The organism is Anaerococcus murdochii (genome assembly GCF_019957155.1).
Lineage (GTDB): Bacteria > Bacillota > Clostridia > Tissierellales > Peptoniphilaceae > Anaerococcus > Anaerococcus murdochii.
The window spans coordinates 929,184-947,132 of record NZ_JAIPME010000002.1 but is presented as its reverse complement, the minus strand read 5'-3'; the positions used below and the strand labels follow the sequence as shown (position 1 = coordinate 947,132).

General features: G+C 34.2%; 11 protein-coding genes and 1 pseudogene. 3 read left to right on the top strand and 9 right to left on the bottom strand.

Annotated features, from left to right (window positions below; genetic code table 11):
• The first annotated feature begins 136 nt into the window (after positions 1-136).
• Entirely contained in the window at positions 137-1,423 is a 1,287-nt protein-coding gene (locus tag K8P03_RS04795; protein WP_223418837.1) for a hypothetical protein, read from the top strand.
• Positions 1,424-1,533: 110 nt separating this feature from the next.
• Positions 1,534-2,340, top strand: a complete 807-nt coding sequence (locus K8P03_RS04790; RefSeq protein WP_223418835.1) for a hypothetical protein — start codon at positions 1,534-1,536, stop codon at positions 2,338-2,340.
• Positions 2,341-2,462: 122 nt separating this feature from the next.
• On the opposite strand, the pseudogene K8P03_RS04785 reads toward K8P03_RS04790, so the two are convergent.
• The 6 genes and pseudogenes from K8P03_RS04785 to K8P03_RS04760 all read right to left on the bottom strand — a co-directional run.
• Positions 2,463-3,227, bottom strand: a pseudogene (locus K8P03_RS04785) (IS3 family transposase); the annotation flags it as partial.
• Between the two features lie 92 nt (positions 3,228-3,319).
• Entirely contained in the window at positions 3,320-3,913 is a 594-nt protein-coding gene (locus K8P03_RS04780; protein WP_223418833.1) for a helix-turn-helix domain-containing protein, read from the bottom strand.
• A 446-nt stretch (positions 3,914-4,359) separates the two neighbouring features.
• A complete protein-coding gene (locus K8P03_RS04775; RefSeq protein ID WP_223418830.1) occupies positions 4,360-5,355 on the bottom strand; it encodes a hypothetical protein in 996 nt (331 codons plus the stop codon).
• A 248-nt stretch (positions 5,356-5,603) separates the two neighbouring features.
• Positions 5,604-8,489, bottom strand: coding sequence for a hypothetical protein (locus K8P03_RS04770; protein WP_223418828.1), 2,886 nt, complete (start codon positions 8,487-8,489; stop codon positions 5,604-5,606).
• 167 nt (positions 8,490-8,656) lie between these two features.
• Complete coding sequence (locus tag K8P03_RS04765) at positions 8,657-11,692, bottom strand: type III restriction-modification system endonuclease (protein WP_223418826.1); 3,036 nt, start codon at positions 11,690-11,692, stop codon at positions 8,657-8,659.
• A gap of 1 nt (position 11,693) precedes the next feature.
• Positions 11,694-13,577, bottom strand: a complete 1,884-nt coding sequence (locus tag K8P03_RS04760) for a site-specific DNA-methyltransferase (RefSeq protein ID WP_223418824.1) — start codon at positions 13,575-13,577, stop codon at positions 11,694-11,696.
• Between the two features lie 637 nt (positions 13,578-14,214).
• Between K8P03_RS04760 and K8P03_RS04755 the strand changes: the two genes are divergently transcribed.
• Positions 14,215-14,757, top strand: coding sequence for a hypothetical protein (locus K8P03_RS04755; RefSeq protein WP_223418821.1), 543 nt, complete (start codon positions 14,215-14,217; stop codon positions 14,755-14,757).
• Between the two features lie 158 nt (positions 14,758-14,915).
• Here the strand turns inward: K8P03_RS04755 and K8P03_RS04750 are convergent, their stop codons facing one another.
• The 3 genes from K8P03_RS04750 to K8P03_RS04740 all read right to left on the bottom strand — a co-directional run bounded on the left by K8P03_RS04750 (position 14,916) and on the right by K8P03_RS04740 (position 17,930).
• Positions 14,916-16,430: a HEPN domain-containing protein gene (locus K8P03_RS04750; RefSeq protein ID WP_223418819.1), complete on the bottom strand. Its 1,515-nt coding sequence runs from the start codon at positions 16,428-16,430 to the stop codon at positions 14,916-14,918.
• A gap of 49 nt (positions 16,431-16,479) precedes the next feature.
• Positions 16,480-17,211: a hypothetical protein gene (locus K8P03_RS04745; protein WP_223418817.1), complete on the bottom strand. Its 732-nt coding sequence runs from the start codon at positions 17,209-17,211 to the stop codon at positions 16,480-16,482.
• A gap of 68 nt (positions 17,212-17,279) precedes the next feature.
• A complete protein-coding gene (locus tag K8P03_RS04740) occupies positions 17,280-17,930 on the bottom strand; it encodes a hypothetical protein (RefSeq protein ID WP_223418815.1) in 651 nt (216 codons plus the stop codon).
• Between the last annotated feature and the right edge of the window lie 19 nt (positions 17,931-17,949).

Here is a 17,949-nt window from a genome sequence, read left to right as displayed (position 1 = left end):
GCCCTGAAATCTTGCCAGACCTTTATTTTTTAATCATCTAGGCTATTTATATACCTCGGATAAATAAAGATTTTATATTGATTTTACAATAAAAATAAATATAATGAATACAGTATAAGCAAAAAAAGGAAGATTTATGAATAAATTTAAGAAAACTCTAGCAACAGCCCTAGCTTGTGCCCTTATATTTGGGACAGGATCCAAGGCTTTTGCGGACGAAGCAAATAAAACACCTTCGCTATTTGAAATCCTAACATCTAGCGAAAAAAAGGCCCAAAGCCCGGAAAAAAACGAAGAAAAAACTACAAAAGAATCTTACGAAAGCGACCCAGCCTACCAAGAAGAATTCAAAGCACGCTTTGATCTTTACAATAAGATTCTAATCGCCAAAGAGTTAAAGGAAGTTGACGATACAAAGTTTATCGACATATTAAATAAAAAGGCTGCCACAAGGGAAGATTTAGAAAAAGCCACAGAAGAGCTTTCCCAACTAATCGACGCTTCTGGCGAAAAAGTTGCCCTAGACTTAGATGTTGAAGGTGTCAAAAAAGACGTCCAGGCCTATATCCTTCAAGGAAAGTTATTTTTCCTAGACAGACTTGACAAAAAAGACATCAAAAACCTCTACCTTTTCTATGAGTCAACAGTCAATTCCTACGGCCTAAAAAGAGCAAGCGAAGCTGAGAAAAATGCCATTACTCCATGCCTTGAAGAAATTTATAACTATATTCTAGAGACAGATAAAAAAGTCAAGGCAGGAATAGAAATCACAGAATTAGACAAGGCCAGGACCCAAGATTTAATCGAAAAACTCGACAAAACTCTTGAAGAAAACGCCAAAAAAGACTTTTCCCACCAATCAACAAACCTTGTAAAAACAAGCTTTTTGACAAGTGGCAACAAAGTAGATGGAACCCTAAACGAAAACTCAGCCTTCTACAAATCTAAAAGGCCAGGCATCAAGGAAGCCTATTCAAAACTTCCATCAAGCCAAAGGACTTTCCTAGATAATATCAATACCAACAACGACGATTATATCGAAGATGCAGAAATAAAGGCCAACGGCCAATACACCCTCCCATTAAGCGAAGATAACTTCATCAAGCCATTTTATGGCAAACCAGAAGGGAATAATGTGGAAGTAAACACCACAGAAGTGGCAGGAACAAGCACCCAAACAACTAGCCAACCAGCCCAAACTCCAACCACCCCACAAAACCCAAACGGAGGCGTGCCAGAAACCGTCACCATCTCCCAAGGCCAAAATGAACAAGGAGTAAAATCAGAAGACGCCCCAACACTCATGACCAAGGCCGCAAGCCAAGTCAAAACAGGTATCAAGGGCGTAGGATACTTGGGGATAGTCCTTGTAGGAGCAATAATCGCATTTGTTGTTCTAAGTAAGAAAAAAGAAGAAAAATAAAAGCAAAAGGATCCGCAAGGGTCCTTTTTTCTTGGCAAAAGTCAGGCCCTTCTGATTGCTTAAGATAATAGGCTCAAGTACAATGATAAAAATATACCAAGGAGTAAGTCATGAAAAAGAAAATCCTAGGAGGACTTGCCCTATGCCTAGCCTTCACAGCTTGTAAGGCTGATAAGGACCAAAATAAAGAAGCAGAAAATAAACCAGTCCAAGAGACCCAAATCCAAGAAAAGGAAGAAGGCAAGGATAAAAAAGAAGCCGATTCCGAGGAAGAAAAAACCGACGACGAAAAAGTCTCAAAAGACGAAGAAAATCCAGACTCAGAAATATTCTCCATGCTAGAAGACAGGGAATTTAACGCCTACATCACCAATATGAGCGATTTTATCTACTTCTACAAGGATGGATCCTTTGATGGATGTGTCTACTATGGAGGATACGAAAAAGTCGCCTGTCTCTACACCGGCCGTTTCGGCAAGCCTAGAAAATTAGACGACCATACCTACACCCTTACTCTCGAAGAAATAAAATACCAAACCCCAACAGAGGGCGATGTCGAAGGAAGCCTTACTAATGACACATACTACCCATCCATATATTTTGACGAATCCATGAAGGGCGAGGAATACATAGTCTACCTACCAGGCACAAACCTACACGACCTTGAGCAAGTAGGCGTATCCCACGAAATGGGCTATGATGAAAATATAAAAGATGGGGTAATGAATATGTACACAATAGCTAAAAATCCTGTGAAAGCCCTAGAATATCCGGGAGAAGTACTCTTCATGGAAGAAGATACCAACCGAGAATATTGGTATGCAAAACCAGAATTAAAGAAAGAAGATCCAGAAAACAACTGCTTCCAAAAACTGCTATTCGGAGACAAAGAAAACCCTTATAAGGGAAAATTATAATAAAAAGGAGCCCTAGGGTCCACAGTAAGGTGACCCCACAAAGTTGGACCTAATACCAGAGTTAGAACTAAACTAGCTCTGGTATTTCTTTGTTCTTTCCTACCCCTAGGGGTAGGAAATTTTTATGTTGCATTCTTCTTTCTGTATTCTATTGGTGATAAGTATCCTAATTTTTCTTTTATTCTTTCTTCGTTGTAATATTCTATGAAATCTTCTATTGTCTGTTTTAAGTGTTCGTATGAATAGAATTTTCTTCCGTAATATATTTCTTGTTTTAATATTCCAAAGAAGTTTTCCATTGGTGAGTTGTCTAAGCAGTTGCCTTTTCTTGACATAGATTGGGTGATGCCGTTTGTTTCAAGTCTTGATGTATATTTCTTTGTTTGATATGCCCAGCCTTGATCTGAGTGGAATATTCTTTCTTCTTTACTTTTTTTAGTTACCTTTATTGCTTTGTCTAAGGCTTTCAAGATTGGTTCTATTGTTGGTTGTTTTGATATTTCATAGCTTAGTATTTCACTGTTGTACATGTCTAGGTATGGGTTTAGATAGAGTTTCTTTATTTGGTAGGTTCCTGTTTTATCTTTTTCTAAATACTTAAATTCTGTTGTGTCTGTTGTTATTTTTATGTATGGTTTTTCTACTTTGAAGTTTCTTTTTATTTTGTTGTCTGATATTTTTCCTACTTGTCCTTTGTAGGATGAGTATTTTCTAGATTTTCGTGAATAACTTTTTACTTGAAGTTTTAACTTTTGAACTAATCTTTGTACTTTCTTTTTGTTTATTATTAGTCCTGATCTTTTTAACATGGCTGTTATTCTTCTGTAGCCATAGTTTGGATTGTCTTTTCTTATGTTTAGTATTTTCTTTTCTATCTCTATATCTTTATTTGGTTTATTTAATCGTTTTTGCTAATACATGTATGTTGATTTGGCAATATTAAAGTATTTTAACAAGTCTTTTAGTTTGTATTTACTTCTTAAGACTTCAATTGTTTCAGCAATTGTCTTATTTCTGTATCTGTCATTTGAGATAATTCTATCTTTTTTTTTATTGCATCATTTTCTAGTTGGAGCCAATAGTTTTTTTCTTCTAATTTCTTTATTTTTTCTTTTAGTTGTGCTTCATTTAAGGAATTATCTTCTTCGTTGGTTAATTGTGCTGATGATTCTGTTTTAGAGTCTTTTGATTTCTTTTGGGTCTTTGACATTTTTGAAGGTCTTCCTCTCTTTTTAGATTTCAGTCCTTCTATGCCTTTTTGTCTAAAGTCTATTACCCATCTTACTATCATTGATGGATTGTTTATCTTTAATTCATTTGCTAGGCTTTGATAGGACATTTCTCCTGTTAAGTACAAGTTTACTACATTTAACTTAAATTCCAAAGTATATTGTGTATTTTCTCTTTTTACTTTTAGTCCTTCATAGCCTTGTGATTTGTATGCATTTACCCATCTTCTTATTACACTTTTATCCGATATACAATATTTTTCTGATAAATTTGTATATGAGTTTTTAGACTCCAAATATTCTTTTACTACTTTCATTTTGAATTCTGTACTATATTTTGCCATTAAAAAACTGACCTCCTTTAGTTAGTTTTTAGGTCTAACTTTTGGGGGTCAGTTCACAGCTTGTTGACAAGCAAAATTAATTAAATGTTTCAATGATTAATATTTGAAAATCCCATAAAGAAATCGCTAATTTATGAGATTCCTCGTCAGAGCCTAGCGGCTTTTCTGTCGGAATAACCTAAGTTCATATACTTTCTCAACACAAAAGGACCCGTCAGGGTCCTTGTTTTCTAGGAAAAATTATCCCAAAAATTTCCATAATGGAATTTAAAAGCAAAGGCCAAGGCAAAACCCAAATTGAAATAAGCTCATCTTGGCAAAATCCAAATCCAGTCAAGCCTTAGCCTGGCTTTCCTATCCTCCAGCAAATCAAAACTCTTAAAAAAACAAAAAACACCCACAAGTCCAAAAAACTTGCAGGCGTTTTATAAATTTTGTCAAAAATTTTATTTAAAACCATCCAAAACTTGGACCTTCTTATCCTTATCCAGATAATAAAGCTTGCCCTTAAAAACCCTATAACCGTAGGCTTCTAGGTCTTTAGCAACAAAGTCTCCAGTCACGAAATTGAGTATATCCATCTTGAACAAATAAGGATCCTTTTCAGGGTCAATGAAATTTTGAAATATTATATTTGGCCCAGCCGAAATAAACTGAGTACCTTCTTCTGACGGACACTCAATATCATTAATATAAGACTTGCCTTCATCGTCAAAGTCTACATCAAGAATTTCGTAATTATCCTTGCCATCCTTGTCATACTTGACTGACTGAAGCCAGGTAAAACCTTCGACATTTCCGACTTCTTCAGGCTCTTGGTCATAGCCCTTAGATAAATCAAGCCTATACAATTTTTCCGGAAAATCACCAGACATATTATGTTTAATATAGCGAATCTCCTTGTCAGTAAAACCAATACCTTGCAAAAATCCATTAGAATCCTTCATTTTAAGAGCCTCAAAAATATTGGTCTTGCCAGTTTTAAGGTCTATCTCACCGTAGGCAGAAATACAATCAAATTTACTGAGGTTAACATTGCCACTGAAAACCCCATAAACCTTATCGCCAACCTTAGCAGATGGCAAAAATTCTTGGTCCTTAATTATATAAATTTCCTTAATCTCCTTGCCCACAATCTTCATAAGAGTGCTAGTATAGAAACCTCCAGAACCTGTAGCAAAAACAAAAAGATCATCAGACAAAGGAACAGGATAGGCATAGGTATCATCTCCAAGATTTTTCATATCCGAAATGATACTTACAACCTCCCCATCCATGACGGAAACCAGGTTAAAATCAGAAAAGAATAAATCATCCTCAGTCAAAGAGTCTTGATCTGAAACTTTTTCAACCTCCTTAGCCTGATCAATAGCCTTATCAGCGTCCTTGCCACAAGCGGAAAGAAAAAGGCCCAAAGCCAAAATCCACAAAAACTTCTTCATAAAAACTCCTTGAAAAAATAAAAAAGCACCAATCCCGATTTAAAAAACCAGGAAAACCCAAATATCAAGCATTTTCTTGTTAAAAATATTATAGCATAGTTTATTGGAGTGGTGCAATGATAAATTATGAAAGATATATTATTTGCCGCCTAAACAAGATATTCTATCCTAATAATTAACCTATATCTATAATAAAAGACAAAAAGTCAACAAAAAAGCTCCTTCTACTTTAAAAGGAGCCCTTATTTTTATTTTAATTTGCCTAAATATTTGAGGATAACAATACTATCATCCACCATTTCCCTAGTCTCTTCTAGGCTTAGGTCTGCCGTATTTTTATTAAGATTAGTATTCATTCTTTTTAGGGTATCCAGATAAGAGAAGAAATCCTTGCCATTACTTGTTAGGCCTAGGATCTTTGATAAGTCTTCAAAATCGTATTTTTTGAGATTTGATTCTAAAATCTTATCAGAAAATTTTGTAAGTCCGTCAATATATTGGGCAAAACTCACTCCCCTTTCAAAATTTGTTTGGGTGGCCATTTTCACTAGACCTGGCTTGTTAATAATTCCTCCCAAAGATTGAAAACCTAGGGCTATAATGTAGTTTTCTGTAAATTTTATAGATGCATCATCAACTTTCGGAGTTGCAGTAAGGAGCCCTATTCTCTTCATTTCCTTCCAATCTTCTCCCTCTCTCATATAAATTTTTCCAGTGGTAAGGGCTGCTCCAACTCCTATTGAATCTATTTTTAATAAATATTCCCTACCATCCTGGTTGACAATTTTATTATTGTTCTCAACACTTATTATTTCAGTTATGTTCTTGGCAATTTCTCTAGACCTTGCCCAAGGGAACATTTTTCCAAAAATACCCAGGTTCGACTTATTAACCTTGTTACCTTTTACATTTTCCAAAGCCTTCGAATATTCCTTTAATTGCATGTTGTTAGCAAAGGTAAACCACTGACGGACCAAAGCTTTTTCAGTTGGGCTTTTTGCTTCGCCTGTTTTTTTGGGGATTATAAAAGCATACTCTTCCCTATACTTATATTTTTTATCATTCTTATCATAGACAATAGGGTCATAGTCCCTAAGCTCTTTAATCTTGTCTATCACCTTGTTGTAGTCATCCTTGAGGCCATTTTTTGCCATTTCCTTTTCAAAATAATTTAGGGCAGGATTATAATAGTAGCTATATTCTTCTGACCACTTATCTCCATAAAATACTTTGATTTTTATTTCCTCTATATAATCGGCACCCTTTTTTGAAAGCCTCTTTTTTGTGCCTATTTCATAAGGTCCCCCACTAATAGAATAGCCATCTTTATTAACTTTTTTATTGTCGATATACTTTGAACTAATTATAAATTTTGCGTCTTTAGGATAATCTTTTTTGTTTTTTATCTCAATCTTAAAGGAAGAAGTCTTATCCCATTTCTCATCTTCCCCATCCTTGGTAATTATAACCTTTGGTTTGATATTAGTGATATTTTTTATAAGCCACTCTTCTTCACTTGGCTTATCTTCCTTCTTTTCTTCCTTAGCATCACCAGAATCTTCTATAGCCTTATCCTCGCCTACTTCTTCATCCTTTTCTCCTAGGTCTTCAGACTCTTCCTCATATTTATACTTGCCATTTGGCCCAAAATTATCCTCCAAAAGCTCCTCTAGACTTCCATAAGATCCTCTTGGTATTTCTATAAAAGGATTTTCTGTAGGAGGATTTTTGGTATCTAGGATTATCTTCAGATTATCCAAATCAAAACTATAGGAAAAACCAAAAAGCTTAGACAGGGTCTTAAGGTCAATAGACATGGAATCTTCACCAAAAATAACTGTTTCTGCTGGGTGTTTGATTGCATAGATAGTCTCCTCCGCGTCAAAGTCATAAAAACTAACAAGAGTCACATTATAAAAATTATAATAATCGTAATCAAACTCCATAGCACCCGGGAAAACCCCATAGTACCAGCCACCCTCGTGCTGTTTGACAAAGGCAGTTGAATCCTCCCCATCAATCTGGGCCAAGGCCCCATCATCAGCAAAATCGCCAGCCCTCCAAATCTTTACCAGCTTCATATTTAGGTAACCAACATCAGTATAGGTGTCAGATCCCTTAGAACCGCCATAGGAAACAAGGGCAATCTGGCCCATATCCTTGCCATCAATCTCGAGATTATAGATATAGTTTTCATCGTATCTTTTTCTCAAAAAACCATAGTCCGGACCATTTTTAATCTCTTCAAAAACATCCGGCTCCTTAAAATCTGAATCAGAAGCCTTATCACCATCAGAGCCCGCAAAGGTCTCAGAGATATTTGTAGAAGTAAGGTCAGTCATAGGGATTTCCTTAATGGAATTTTTAAAATCATTATAGGCTACTTCAGGAAAATCCTCAGCCCTAGCTTCAATAAGACTCACACCCAAAAATCCAGGCATCCCATTTTGATAGTCATCATCAACCTCGCCACCAGGCTCGTCATCGAAACAACCGCCAGCAAGCCTAGACGCAAAACCCTTAGTCCCCGGCCTATAACAATAATTAATCAAAAGCTCATCGCCCACCTTATTAATGGCGAAAATATCATCATTACTAGCATCATCAATAAACAATTTCCCCTCAGAATCTTCATAAATTCCATTGGCAAACTGGGTAAATTGACCAGGATCAAGGACAGAAAAAGTCTTATAAGACCCATCCTCCTGGTAATAAACAATGGCATAAATATTTTCATAAGGACCAGGACCAGTTAGTCTGTAGCGGAGAATCAATAGCGGAAAAGAAAAATCCTTGTGGTTATAAATGGCAAAACCCAAGTCTCCATCCCCATAGAGGTCATTAAGGTATTTTTCAAAAACCTTCCCCTCCCAATCGGTATAAATTAAGTAAGGAAGCTTATTATCCAAAATATCCCTATAACAAACAGCCCAAGGCTCAGACAAATCAAAAGAATCCCCTTCGGCATCCTTGCTAGAAGAATCCTCATCAGACAAATCCTCAGAAGACCTAGACTCATCACCAGAACCATCCTCAACAGAATTATTCTTGAAAACATTTTCTCCAGGAGAAGACAAATCTCCACCACAAGCACAAAGCAGGAAAACCAACAAAATAAGCCCAAACTTTTTCATAACTAATCCTTCCTCAAAATATTTTAGTAATTTAAAATAAGAAATTATCTTACTTATATTCTATCGAATAAAGCAGAACTTGTCTACAGGTATTGATTGGTTTTGCCTATTTAAATTAAATATGGTATAGAAAACCCCAGCACTTTAAATGCTAGGGTTGATAATAATTATTTACTTACTATATCCAAAAGTTCCTCAAAAGAACTTACAACTCCATACCTTACCTTATCTCCGCTGATTTTTTCAAAATGCTTCTTAGCGCAGCTAATCTTTGCGGTTTCAATATTTCTTAGCTGGAGAGTATTGTTACTCCCCTTAGTTTCTGCTACAAAGTAAATATGTTTTATGTCTTCTTCCTTAAAAGCAATGGCCCAGTCGGGATTGTACTTGCCAACAGGTGTTGAAATATAGAAGCTTGATGGGAGTTTCACATAAACTGCCACCTCTCCCCTACTATCTAGTTTCTTTGAAAAATCTCTTTCTATATCAGAATCATAGATAGTAAAGTCAAAAATTCCTTTCTCTGAAGAAATAGCACTCTTGCCGAGCTGGCCCTTGAGATTGGCTTCGGTGAATATCTCATTTTCGTACTTATCTTCCAAAAGATCATAGGTGATGTGTTGGATAATCTTTACTGCTTTTTCATCGTTTATTATCTGGCTTACCTTGCTTATAAATTCTTCAGGATTTTTCTTGTAATTTAGGAACTTATCTTCACTTATTCCCTTTAAAATCTTTACAACATCCTTCCTAGTCAGCTGGGTGTCCTTGGCAATTTTCCCTACTAGGTCATACTTAGTAGAGTTTGTAATTCCGTATACTTCGGTCCTATCTTCGTTTACTTCCTTAATATTTTTGCTAAAATCTTTCTTATCAATAGACATTTGCTCTATATAGCCAGTCTTCACCTCGTATTTTATGGTTTGGATATTAAGGACTGCATTTATCTTGGCTATACAATTCTCAACGAGCTCATCGCTTTCAAAATCAACCACATAATAGGTTTTCTGGTTGATATTATCCCAAAGTTTTTGGAATTCTTGAGATTTTAGTTTGTCTTCACGGAGCTTTGCATAGACATTTCTTGATCTTGCGTCAATTATATCTATATCCCTATTATAAATCCTATCTAATAGGCCAATCAGCGAATCTTGATAATCTCTTAAATCATCTCCCAAGTCTATGGAATCGGCTTTCTTATCATCATAAAATTTCTCAGTTAATTTTTGGTCATCGATGTATCTAAGGTCTCTTAACTTGTCATAAATCTTAAGAGCAAGGTCTTTGTCGATTTCCTTTTCTTCCCCATCTGAGCTATTAAGAATCCTGCCTTCAAACAAATCAGGATTGACCTTCCTAGCCCTGCCAGAAGAATCTTCGTAATATTCATTTTGAAGGGCCTTGGCAAAATTTTCGTAGGATTCGCTAGCCACAACAGTTAGGCTATTTACTTCCTGGACACTATCACCGAGGGCATTTTCATCCATCCTCTCGCCAGTATCATCCACACAAAGCCTCAAACCACGGCCAACTTCTTGTCTTTTTCTCATATCAGAGCCAGATTGCTTGAGGGTACATATTTGGAAGACGTTTGGATTATCCCAACCTTCTTTAAGGGCAGAGTGGGAAAATATAAATCTCACTTGACTTTTCTTAGGGTCCCTGTCTAACAAGAGTTCCTTGTTTTTCATAATCAAATCATAGGTAGAAACGTCATCATTGGAATCGCCCTTGGTATTTTTTAGCCTGCCTTTCTTGTCAACAGAGAAATATCCCTTGTGGGTGGTCTCAGCCTTGAAATTTTCAAGGTAATTCACATAGGCTTCTCCTCCATATTTTAATTGGAAGCTAGAAAATACATGGTCGTATTCTTCCTCAAAAATATCTGCATATATACCATTTTGGGCCTGGTTGTCATCGTCATAAACCCTATAATTTGCAACTTCATCGATAAAAAAGAGGCTTAGGACCTTAATTCCCATGTTATAGAGGTCTCTTTCCTTTTCAAGGTGGCTTTTTATAGTCTCTCTGATTTGGATGCGGCGGATGACATCTTCGTCCACCTGGCCAACCACATCTCCGGCATAGAGTCTGCTTCCGTTTGTAAATTCTATAGAATTATCCCTACCATCTATCTGGGATACGGTTAAACCTTCCAAATAAGCCTCGAGCTCATTTGATTTGATATAGAGATTGTCACCTTCTTCAACCCTTACCATTTTCCTTTTGACACCGCCCTTGTACTTGATTTCTATCTCTAAGTTGGCAGTAGGGGCAGATTTTGAAATATTTAAGCCATCAAAATATATATAGCCACTAGTCCCTGTCAGAGAAGTCTGGCTAATACCCTTAACCTGGATTCTCTTTACAAGTTTCTCATTATAGGCATCTACAGCATCCAGCTTGTAGACCATATTGTATGGATACTTGTGGGTGGCAGAATATCTCAAAGTGAACAAGGCCTTAAATTCCTTAAGCCTTTCCTTGGTTGCCTTACCCTCCAAGGACTGAGGTTCATCAAGGATTAAAATAGGATTGGTTTGACTTATAACATCGATTGGTTTTCTCGAATTAAATTCATCTAGTTCCCTAAAAATCTTCCTTGCAGACTCTGAAGCATTTCCCTTGTACGAAGAGTTAAAGGCCTGGTAATTCATAATAATTACATTTATATTTGGATCTGAGGCAAAGTTTGATATATCAGAAAGCTTTGACGAATCATAAATAAAATACCTAATCCTATGACCGTAGAGGCTGGCAAAGTGGTCTTCTGTCACTTCAAAAGTTTTATAAACACCTTCTCTAATAGCCACAGAAGGGACGACGATAATATACTTGGCCCAGCCGTACTTTTCGTAGAGTTCGTACATAGTTTTGATATAGGTGTAGGTCTTGCCGACTCCTGTTTCCATCTCGATTGACAAATTAAGCCCATCCCCCTCTAGCTTATCAGAAGGTCTTATAGAATTGTCTATCTGGATTCTTCTTATCTGATCTAAGATTTTATCAGCTGATAAGATAGGATTTATTTTTTGGTTAGCAACTCCCATAAAATCTATATCTTCACCCATAGTCATCTGCTTTTCATGTAGGTCAATATCCATGATATACTTGTTTTGTTTTTTTCCCTGGCCATTAAAGACATCCACCACAGCCTGGGCTGCATCAGATTGGAATTTTTGTTGTTTAAATTTCAGTTTCATCTTACAAAACCCTTATTTCTGTCTCTGGTGAAAAGATTTTGAAAATCTCTTCCACATTTATTTTATCCTGACTAGACTTAAAGCAAGAATCTCTGAAGACTACCCTCAAAGGCTCTTTTTTTGCCATATATTTGATAGCTTCTTCTGATATATTATCATCAAAGCAGGCTATGAGGTCGCCGTCATTGTAGGAATGGATTGTAAAACCATGGTAATCTTCTGATTCATGTTTTCTATCAAGTGGAAGTCCCCAGGCTAATAAGCAGGCAAAAAGTAGGTCTAGGTCGGTCCTGTCAGCCTTGATATTTGATTCGTACTCATCTAGGAAGTTTTGTTCCAATAGATTTGGCTCAATTGCCACATCGTTCATGTTGGTAGAGTCAACCCTAAAGACCCTAAAGCCTGTGTCAAGATTTTCAATTCCTTCCTTGTCTTTGTTATCAGCAAGGATTTTCTCCCCAGCACGCCTAATCCTTTCCTTGCCTATCTCGCAGATATTTTTATAACCCGCCTTGTAGGCCTCAGAATTTTCGTCGGTTTCTTCTGGAAGATTTACCATAATATATTTACGATGTCCCCCATCTTCTGCATTTAGGTCCATAACTGCGTGGGCGGTGGTGGCTGAGCCTGAAAAGAAGTCTAGATTTAGGGAATCTTCTTGAGAATATAGTTGAATACATCTTTTAATTAAATCTACTGATTTTGGATATTCAAAATACATATGATTATCAAATAAAGCTTTTAGTTTCTTGGTTGCATCTTGAGAATGTCCTACATCCTGATATTTCCATATGGTCATAGGCGTGATTCCTTTCTTTACATTTGATAAAAATCTCTTCTGTCTAGGAACACCATTGCCATCACTACCAAACCACACTTCGTTATTTTTCACCATTTGTTTAAATTTTTCTTCGGAAACTCTCCAAGACCTTCCATTCGGAGGAAGATTTACTCTACCAGAAGGAGATATGATTTCATAAATATTCGCCTCTACAGCAGGTCCTACTGAAAAATCTCCAGATTGCCAAGGCCCTCTTGGGTCATTATCTGGATTTCTATACCTATCATCAGCTTCTCCAGTTCTCTTTAAACCATTTGAAACTGTTTGTTCTAAATTTCTTGTATAAACCAATATATAATCATGGCTTTCAGAAAAATGTTTCTTTAAATTTACTGGAGCAAAGGCTCTTTCCCATATTACTTGAGCTATGAAATTGCCTTCCCCAAACACCTCATCACATATCTTCTTAAGGTTTTCTTGCTCATTATCATCTATGGATATAAATATAACCCCATCATCTGTTAGGAGGTTTCTTGCAAGTTTTAGCCTAGGATAAATCATTGAACACCAATCAGAATGAAAGCGGCCGTTGGATTCGATGTTTTTTATTAATTTGCCGCCTTCTTCGTCATAGTCGGCATTATCCTCATTGTATTGGTCGAGATTTTCCTTAAAATCGTCGTTGTAGACAAAGTCACTTCCTGTATTGTATGGCGGATCGATATAAATCATCTTAATCTTTCCCAGGTAGGATTCTTGGAGGAGTTTTAGGACTTCGAGGTTATCGCCTTCTATGTAGAGGTTCTCTGTCGTATCCCAATTTTTGGATTCTTCTACTACTGGCCTTAAGGTTTTATTTATTGGAGAGTTGGCTTCTGCCATGGCTGCCCTCTTGCCTGGCCAGGTAAATTCATAGCGTTCCTTACCCTCACTAATAATATCAGCAGAAAATCTCGCCTTGAATTTTTCAAAATCTATGGATTTTTTAAGCCTTCCTGTCTCATCTCTTTCCTCTGTGACAAGGTCTGGAAAGAGCCCTGCAAATTTATCTAAGTCCGCCCCAAGTAGGTCCATGCCCCCTAGGTCTAGTTTTTTAATTGTCATTATGATTCTCCCTATTAATTCTTCGGACAAACAAGTTTAAAATATCATAAGTAATATTTATATATTGTAAACTTATTCCTTATTATGTATATTCGTCAGTCTTTACAATGCATATCTAAGCTTATTATAACATATAAGGTCATGAGTTTTCTAGCATTCATTTGTCTTGATATTTATAAAAATTTCTTATTGTTGCTTTCTCTGTTAGTTATTTAATTTTATTATCATTCATTGATTGATAATTAGGTTATAATCGATGTTTTTGTTATAATAGGAATTAAGAAGATTTGTTATAGAAAGAAATAAATTTATGCATTTTAGAGATTTAATAGATAGTGGTAATTTTAGCGCAAAGCAAGAGATTGATTGTATTATCAGATTGATAAATCAAGAAGATCGTTCCTTCCATAGTATAGGAAGATTAATTGATGCAAATTTTATCAAATTCCTAAAAGTGGGTCCGTTCACATCATTAAAAAGTTTAATTGATTATATAAAGGCTCAAAGTTCTAATGATGAAGAATCTCTTATTCTAATCTGTGAAATGTTATTGTACGTCATATGCACTTATCAACAATCAATCCGTGGTATTAGTAGAACTATACCAGGAGCACGGATATATGAAATTGAGAAGAACATGGATTATTTAAAAAAACATATAAAAGAAATGGTTGATAGGATTCATCATCAAATTGTACAAAAAGATGACGATTACGATTTTATAATAGTCCCTCAAGATAAGAAATCTATCCAAGCTGCTGAAATAGTGGCGTGCACTGATAAGGATATTGCTATTAAAATCTTAGAATACAAACACTTTTCCACTACAGTAGACGATAAGGAAAGAATATTAATCTCTATTGCCAAATACATGGAAGATAAAAAGGTTGAGATCACAGATTCTTTGAAAGAAGATGATTTATATATGCAAAAGAATAATAAAATTGTACTTGTTGATCAAATGTTTGAAATGTTTAATACCTTACATATCAGGCATAAAAATAATAATCAATATATTGAAGAGTCGCAAAGAGAAAAATGGTATGATAACACCTACAATACAGTTTTAACCGTGATTATTATCGATGAACAAGCGAAAATTAATAAAGAATTTAAGGAATTAAAAAAGCAAATCGAAAAAACAAAAATAAATAATATGTATTTTATTAATTACTTCTAAATCAAAGAGTATGAACGTAGAAGAATTAGATGAATAATACAAATTCATCTAATTTCTCTACATCACTTTATGACTTACGTGATTTTTTTTCAATTTTAAATAAGTCTTAATTTATATACAAATTATAATTTTGAAATTTGATGATTTTAATTAATTATCTATTCCATAATCTTATATTTTATAAATGGATAATTTAAAATTTTCTTATCATCTAATCCTAGGACTTTTAATACTAAAAAATAAATTATATAATCAAGAACTTGGTTTGCTATTATTATCTCTTTTGTAGATTTATATCTATTTTTATTTTTATCAGGGTTTGCTCCGTGTGTATAGTAATTTCTAGTATCTTTTAATTTTACAGCAAATTTATCTATAAACTTATCATCCCTATCCCATTCTGGATCAATATCATAAAAAATAATCTTAAAGTTTTCTGGCAAGCTTTCTAAAATCACGTTTAATTTTTCACGTAAATTCATTTTCTTATTTTTTGAAGAGTAATTGATATTTTTAATTATATCTTCTTTTATTCCTTCTTCTACATCAAATAAATTCAAATATTCTTTTAGTTTAGTCTTTGTTTTATTTAGTTTATTTTCTTTATCAGTGATCTTTTCTCTTTTATTTACCTTATAATTATCATAATATGCTTCGAGCATTTTAATTTGGTTGACTAATTTCGTATTTATATCTAAATTAGGTAATTGATTTTGATTATATAGAGATATTATATAATCTAGATTGTCTTTATTTTTAAACCATTCATTTATAAGTAATCCAAAATCCTTATATACATTACTTAATCTAAGCGAATAAAAATTAAGTTCATCATTATTAAAACTAAGTTGATTAAAAATCAATTTACCCTCATAGTAAGGTCTATGATAAATATATTCATCTTTTTTAATCTTCTCAATCCAGATCCTATTAACATTGTCTTCAAGTAGATAGGTACATTCTGTTAGATTGCCAAAAGTTTGCGTAATAAAATTAATAAACTCTTTTAACCAGAACGCTAAATCTAGAAGATTATCGATAGGCTTAGGCTCGTATCCTTTTGAATTTATCTTTAAATAAGAGTCAACTTCTGTAATAACTCCTTTATGAATATTATAATTTTGAGTTATATTTCTAACTAACTTAACATAATAATTTCCATCTAATATTTCATAATTATTATTATCAAAAAAATCGTTATTATAATCTATAGAGTATGAGCCATCGTCACCAACATTATTTATTGTAGGTAAATTTATATCATACCAATCTTCCAAATAATTAAGTGAAATCCTAACCTGTGTAGCTTGTAAAGTTTTGGAAATTATATTATCATCATTTTTAATTAATATAAATCCCCTTGTAGCCATATAGCTCTCTGTAGGGTAGCCGGGTGATGGAAAATTTATACTTATTATGTAACATTTTTCTAATTTAACATATAGGCCATTACTTAAATATCCAAAAATATCAAAACTATTGTAAGTATTTTTAATATTATAAGATTTTAACTTACCATTTATCTCCAGTCTTATTTTTCCATTGTTTATTTTAAGCGTTCCTCTAACTGCTGTTTCAATCCGATTCTTGGTATATACACCAACTGCTGATAAAGACCATAGCCCTTTATATTCAATTATATTATCTAATCTAAATTCTCTTAAATTTGCCAAAAATATCTCCTTAAGTATTCAATAATAATAAACTTATATGAAACCATTTCTATTTCTCATTGAAATTTAATACTATAGTTTTATCTAAATTACCGCATATCAGATAAATATTATCGAAAGGCATATATTTATCTCTGTAATGATTTTTTAAATTAAAAGCCACCTGTTGAAAATCGTCATCATAATTATGAACTGATATTATCGCCAAATTAATTTCCTTAAATTTGTCATACGTATCAAATTTTTCTATTTTACTATCTATTCTTTCAACAAAAAGCATATACCAATTTTCTACCCATTTGACTACAGGTCGACCAATCATAACTTTATAATTATCATCTAAACTATCAAAAGTATTATTTTCTACTTCCCAGATTTGATTATTTTTTGATATTTCTCTGAGGTCATCATAATCTATTATTTCCTTAATTGATCTTCCCTTATTCGTTTTAACTTCATATAGATAGTGACAATTCTCTGCATCTTGAAGACTAACAAAATTCCCTTGTTTATCCGCACGTTGATAAAAAAGTATTCCTTCTATTTCATCATTTATTAAAGGCTTATCTTTATTCATCTTCATTGCATTAATAATATCTTTACCAATCGTTTTAAAACTTATTATTAGTTCATCAAAGTCAGCTCTAACAATTTCCACACCCACGGATTTATCAACTGTTTGTATATCGGGTATCTCTGAAAGATATGCATTTTTATATTTGACATTATCTATTATTTTTAATGCTTCCAACGCGAATTTTTCCTCATTTTTTCTAGTCATATTTACCCCTTTAAAGATATCATTTTAGAGTTTTAAAAAAATATTAACCACCATATGCTTGTTAACCTTTATCTTTTCCCCTCCCCCAAAATCTCACGTACCGCATCAACCAATGCATAGTGCAGGTAGGCGTCTCTTATTCTGGCTTCGGGGTGGGCGAAGCTTAGGATGATTTTTTCCTTATCCTTAATATATTTCACGCCTCTTTGGGTCATGGTCCAGTTTATTTCTTTTGGGTCTAGGGCTGATTTTACGAAGTCTTCTGCTGTGCCGCAGCAGATTATGATGTCTGGATTATAGACTTCTATTTGATTTTTGATTATTTCCTTGTTTTCCCATGCTGCCTTGGATATTTCTTTATCAACCGATGTGTGGCCGCCGCCGGTTTTTTTAAGATTTATTGACCCTATTTTTTTGAGGTATGTTTCTCTTCTTTTTTCGTTGTCTTTTAAAAGTTCTTCCCAGCTGTATTCTTTATCTAGGTTTAGTATGCCTTGTGTCCATCTGGCGACATTGTCCCAAGTTTGAGGGCGGCCTCCTTCATATAAAAACTCTCTTAGATCCCAATCCTTGCCTCCGTTTACTTCTTTCATTACATATAATATTTTGTATTTTGATGATAAGTACTCATTTTCATCAACTATCCCGTCTGTTACTATGGCGTGATTATCTTTTCTTAGCTTTTCAAATAATATTTTTTCTTTTTCTTTTATAGTCATTCTTGACCTCGCTTATATT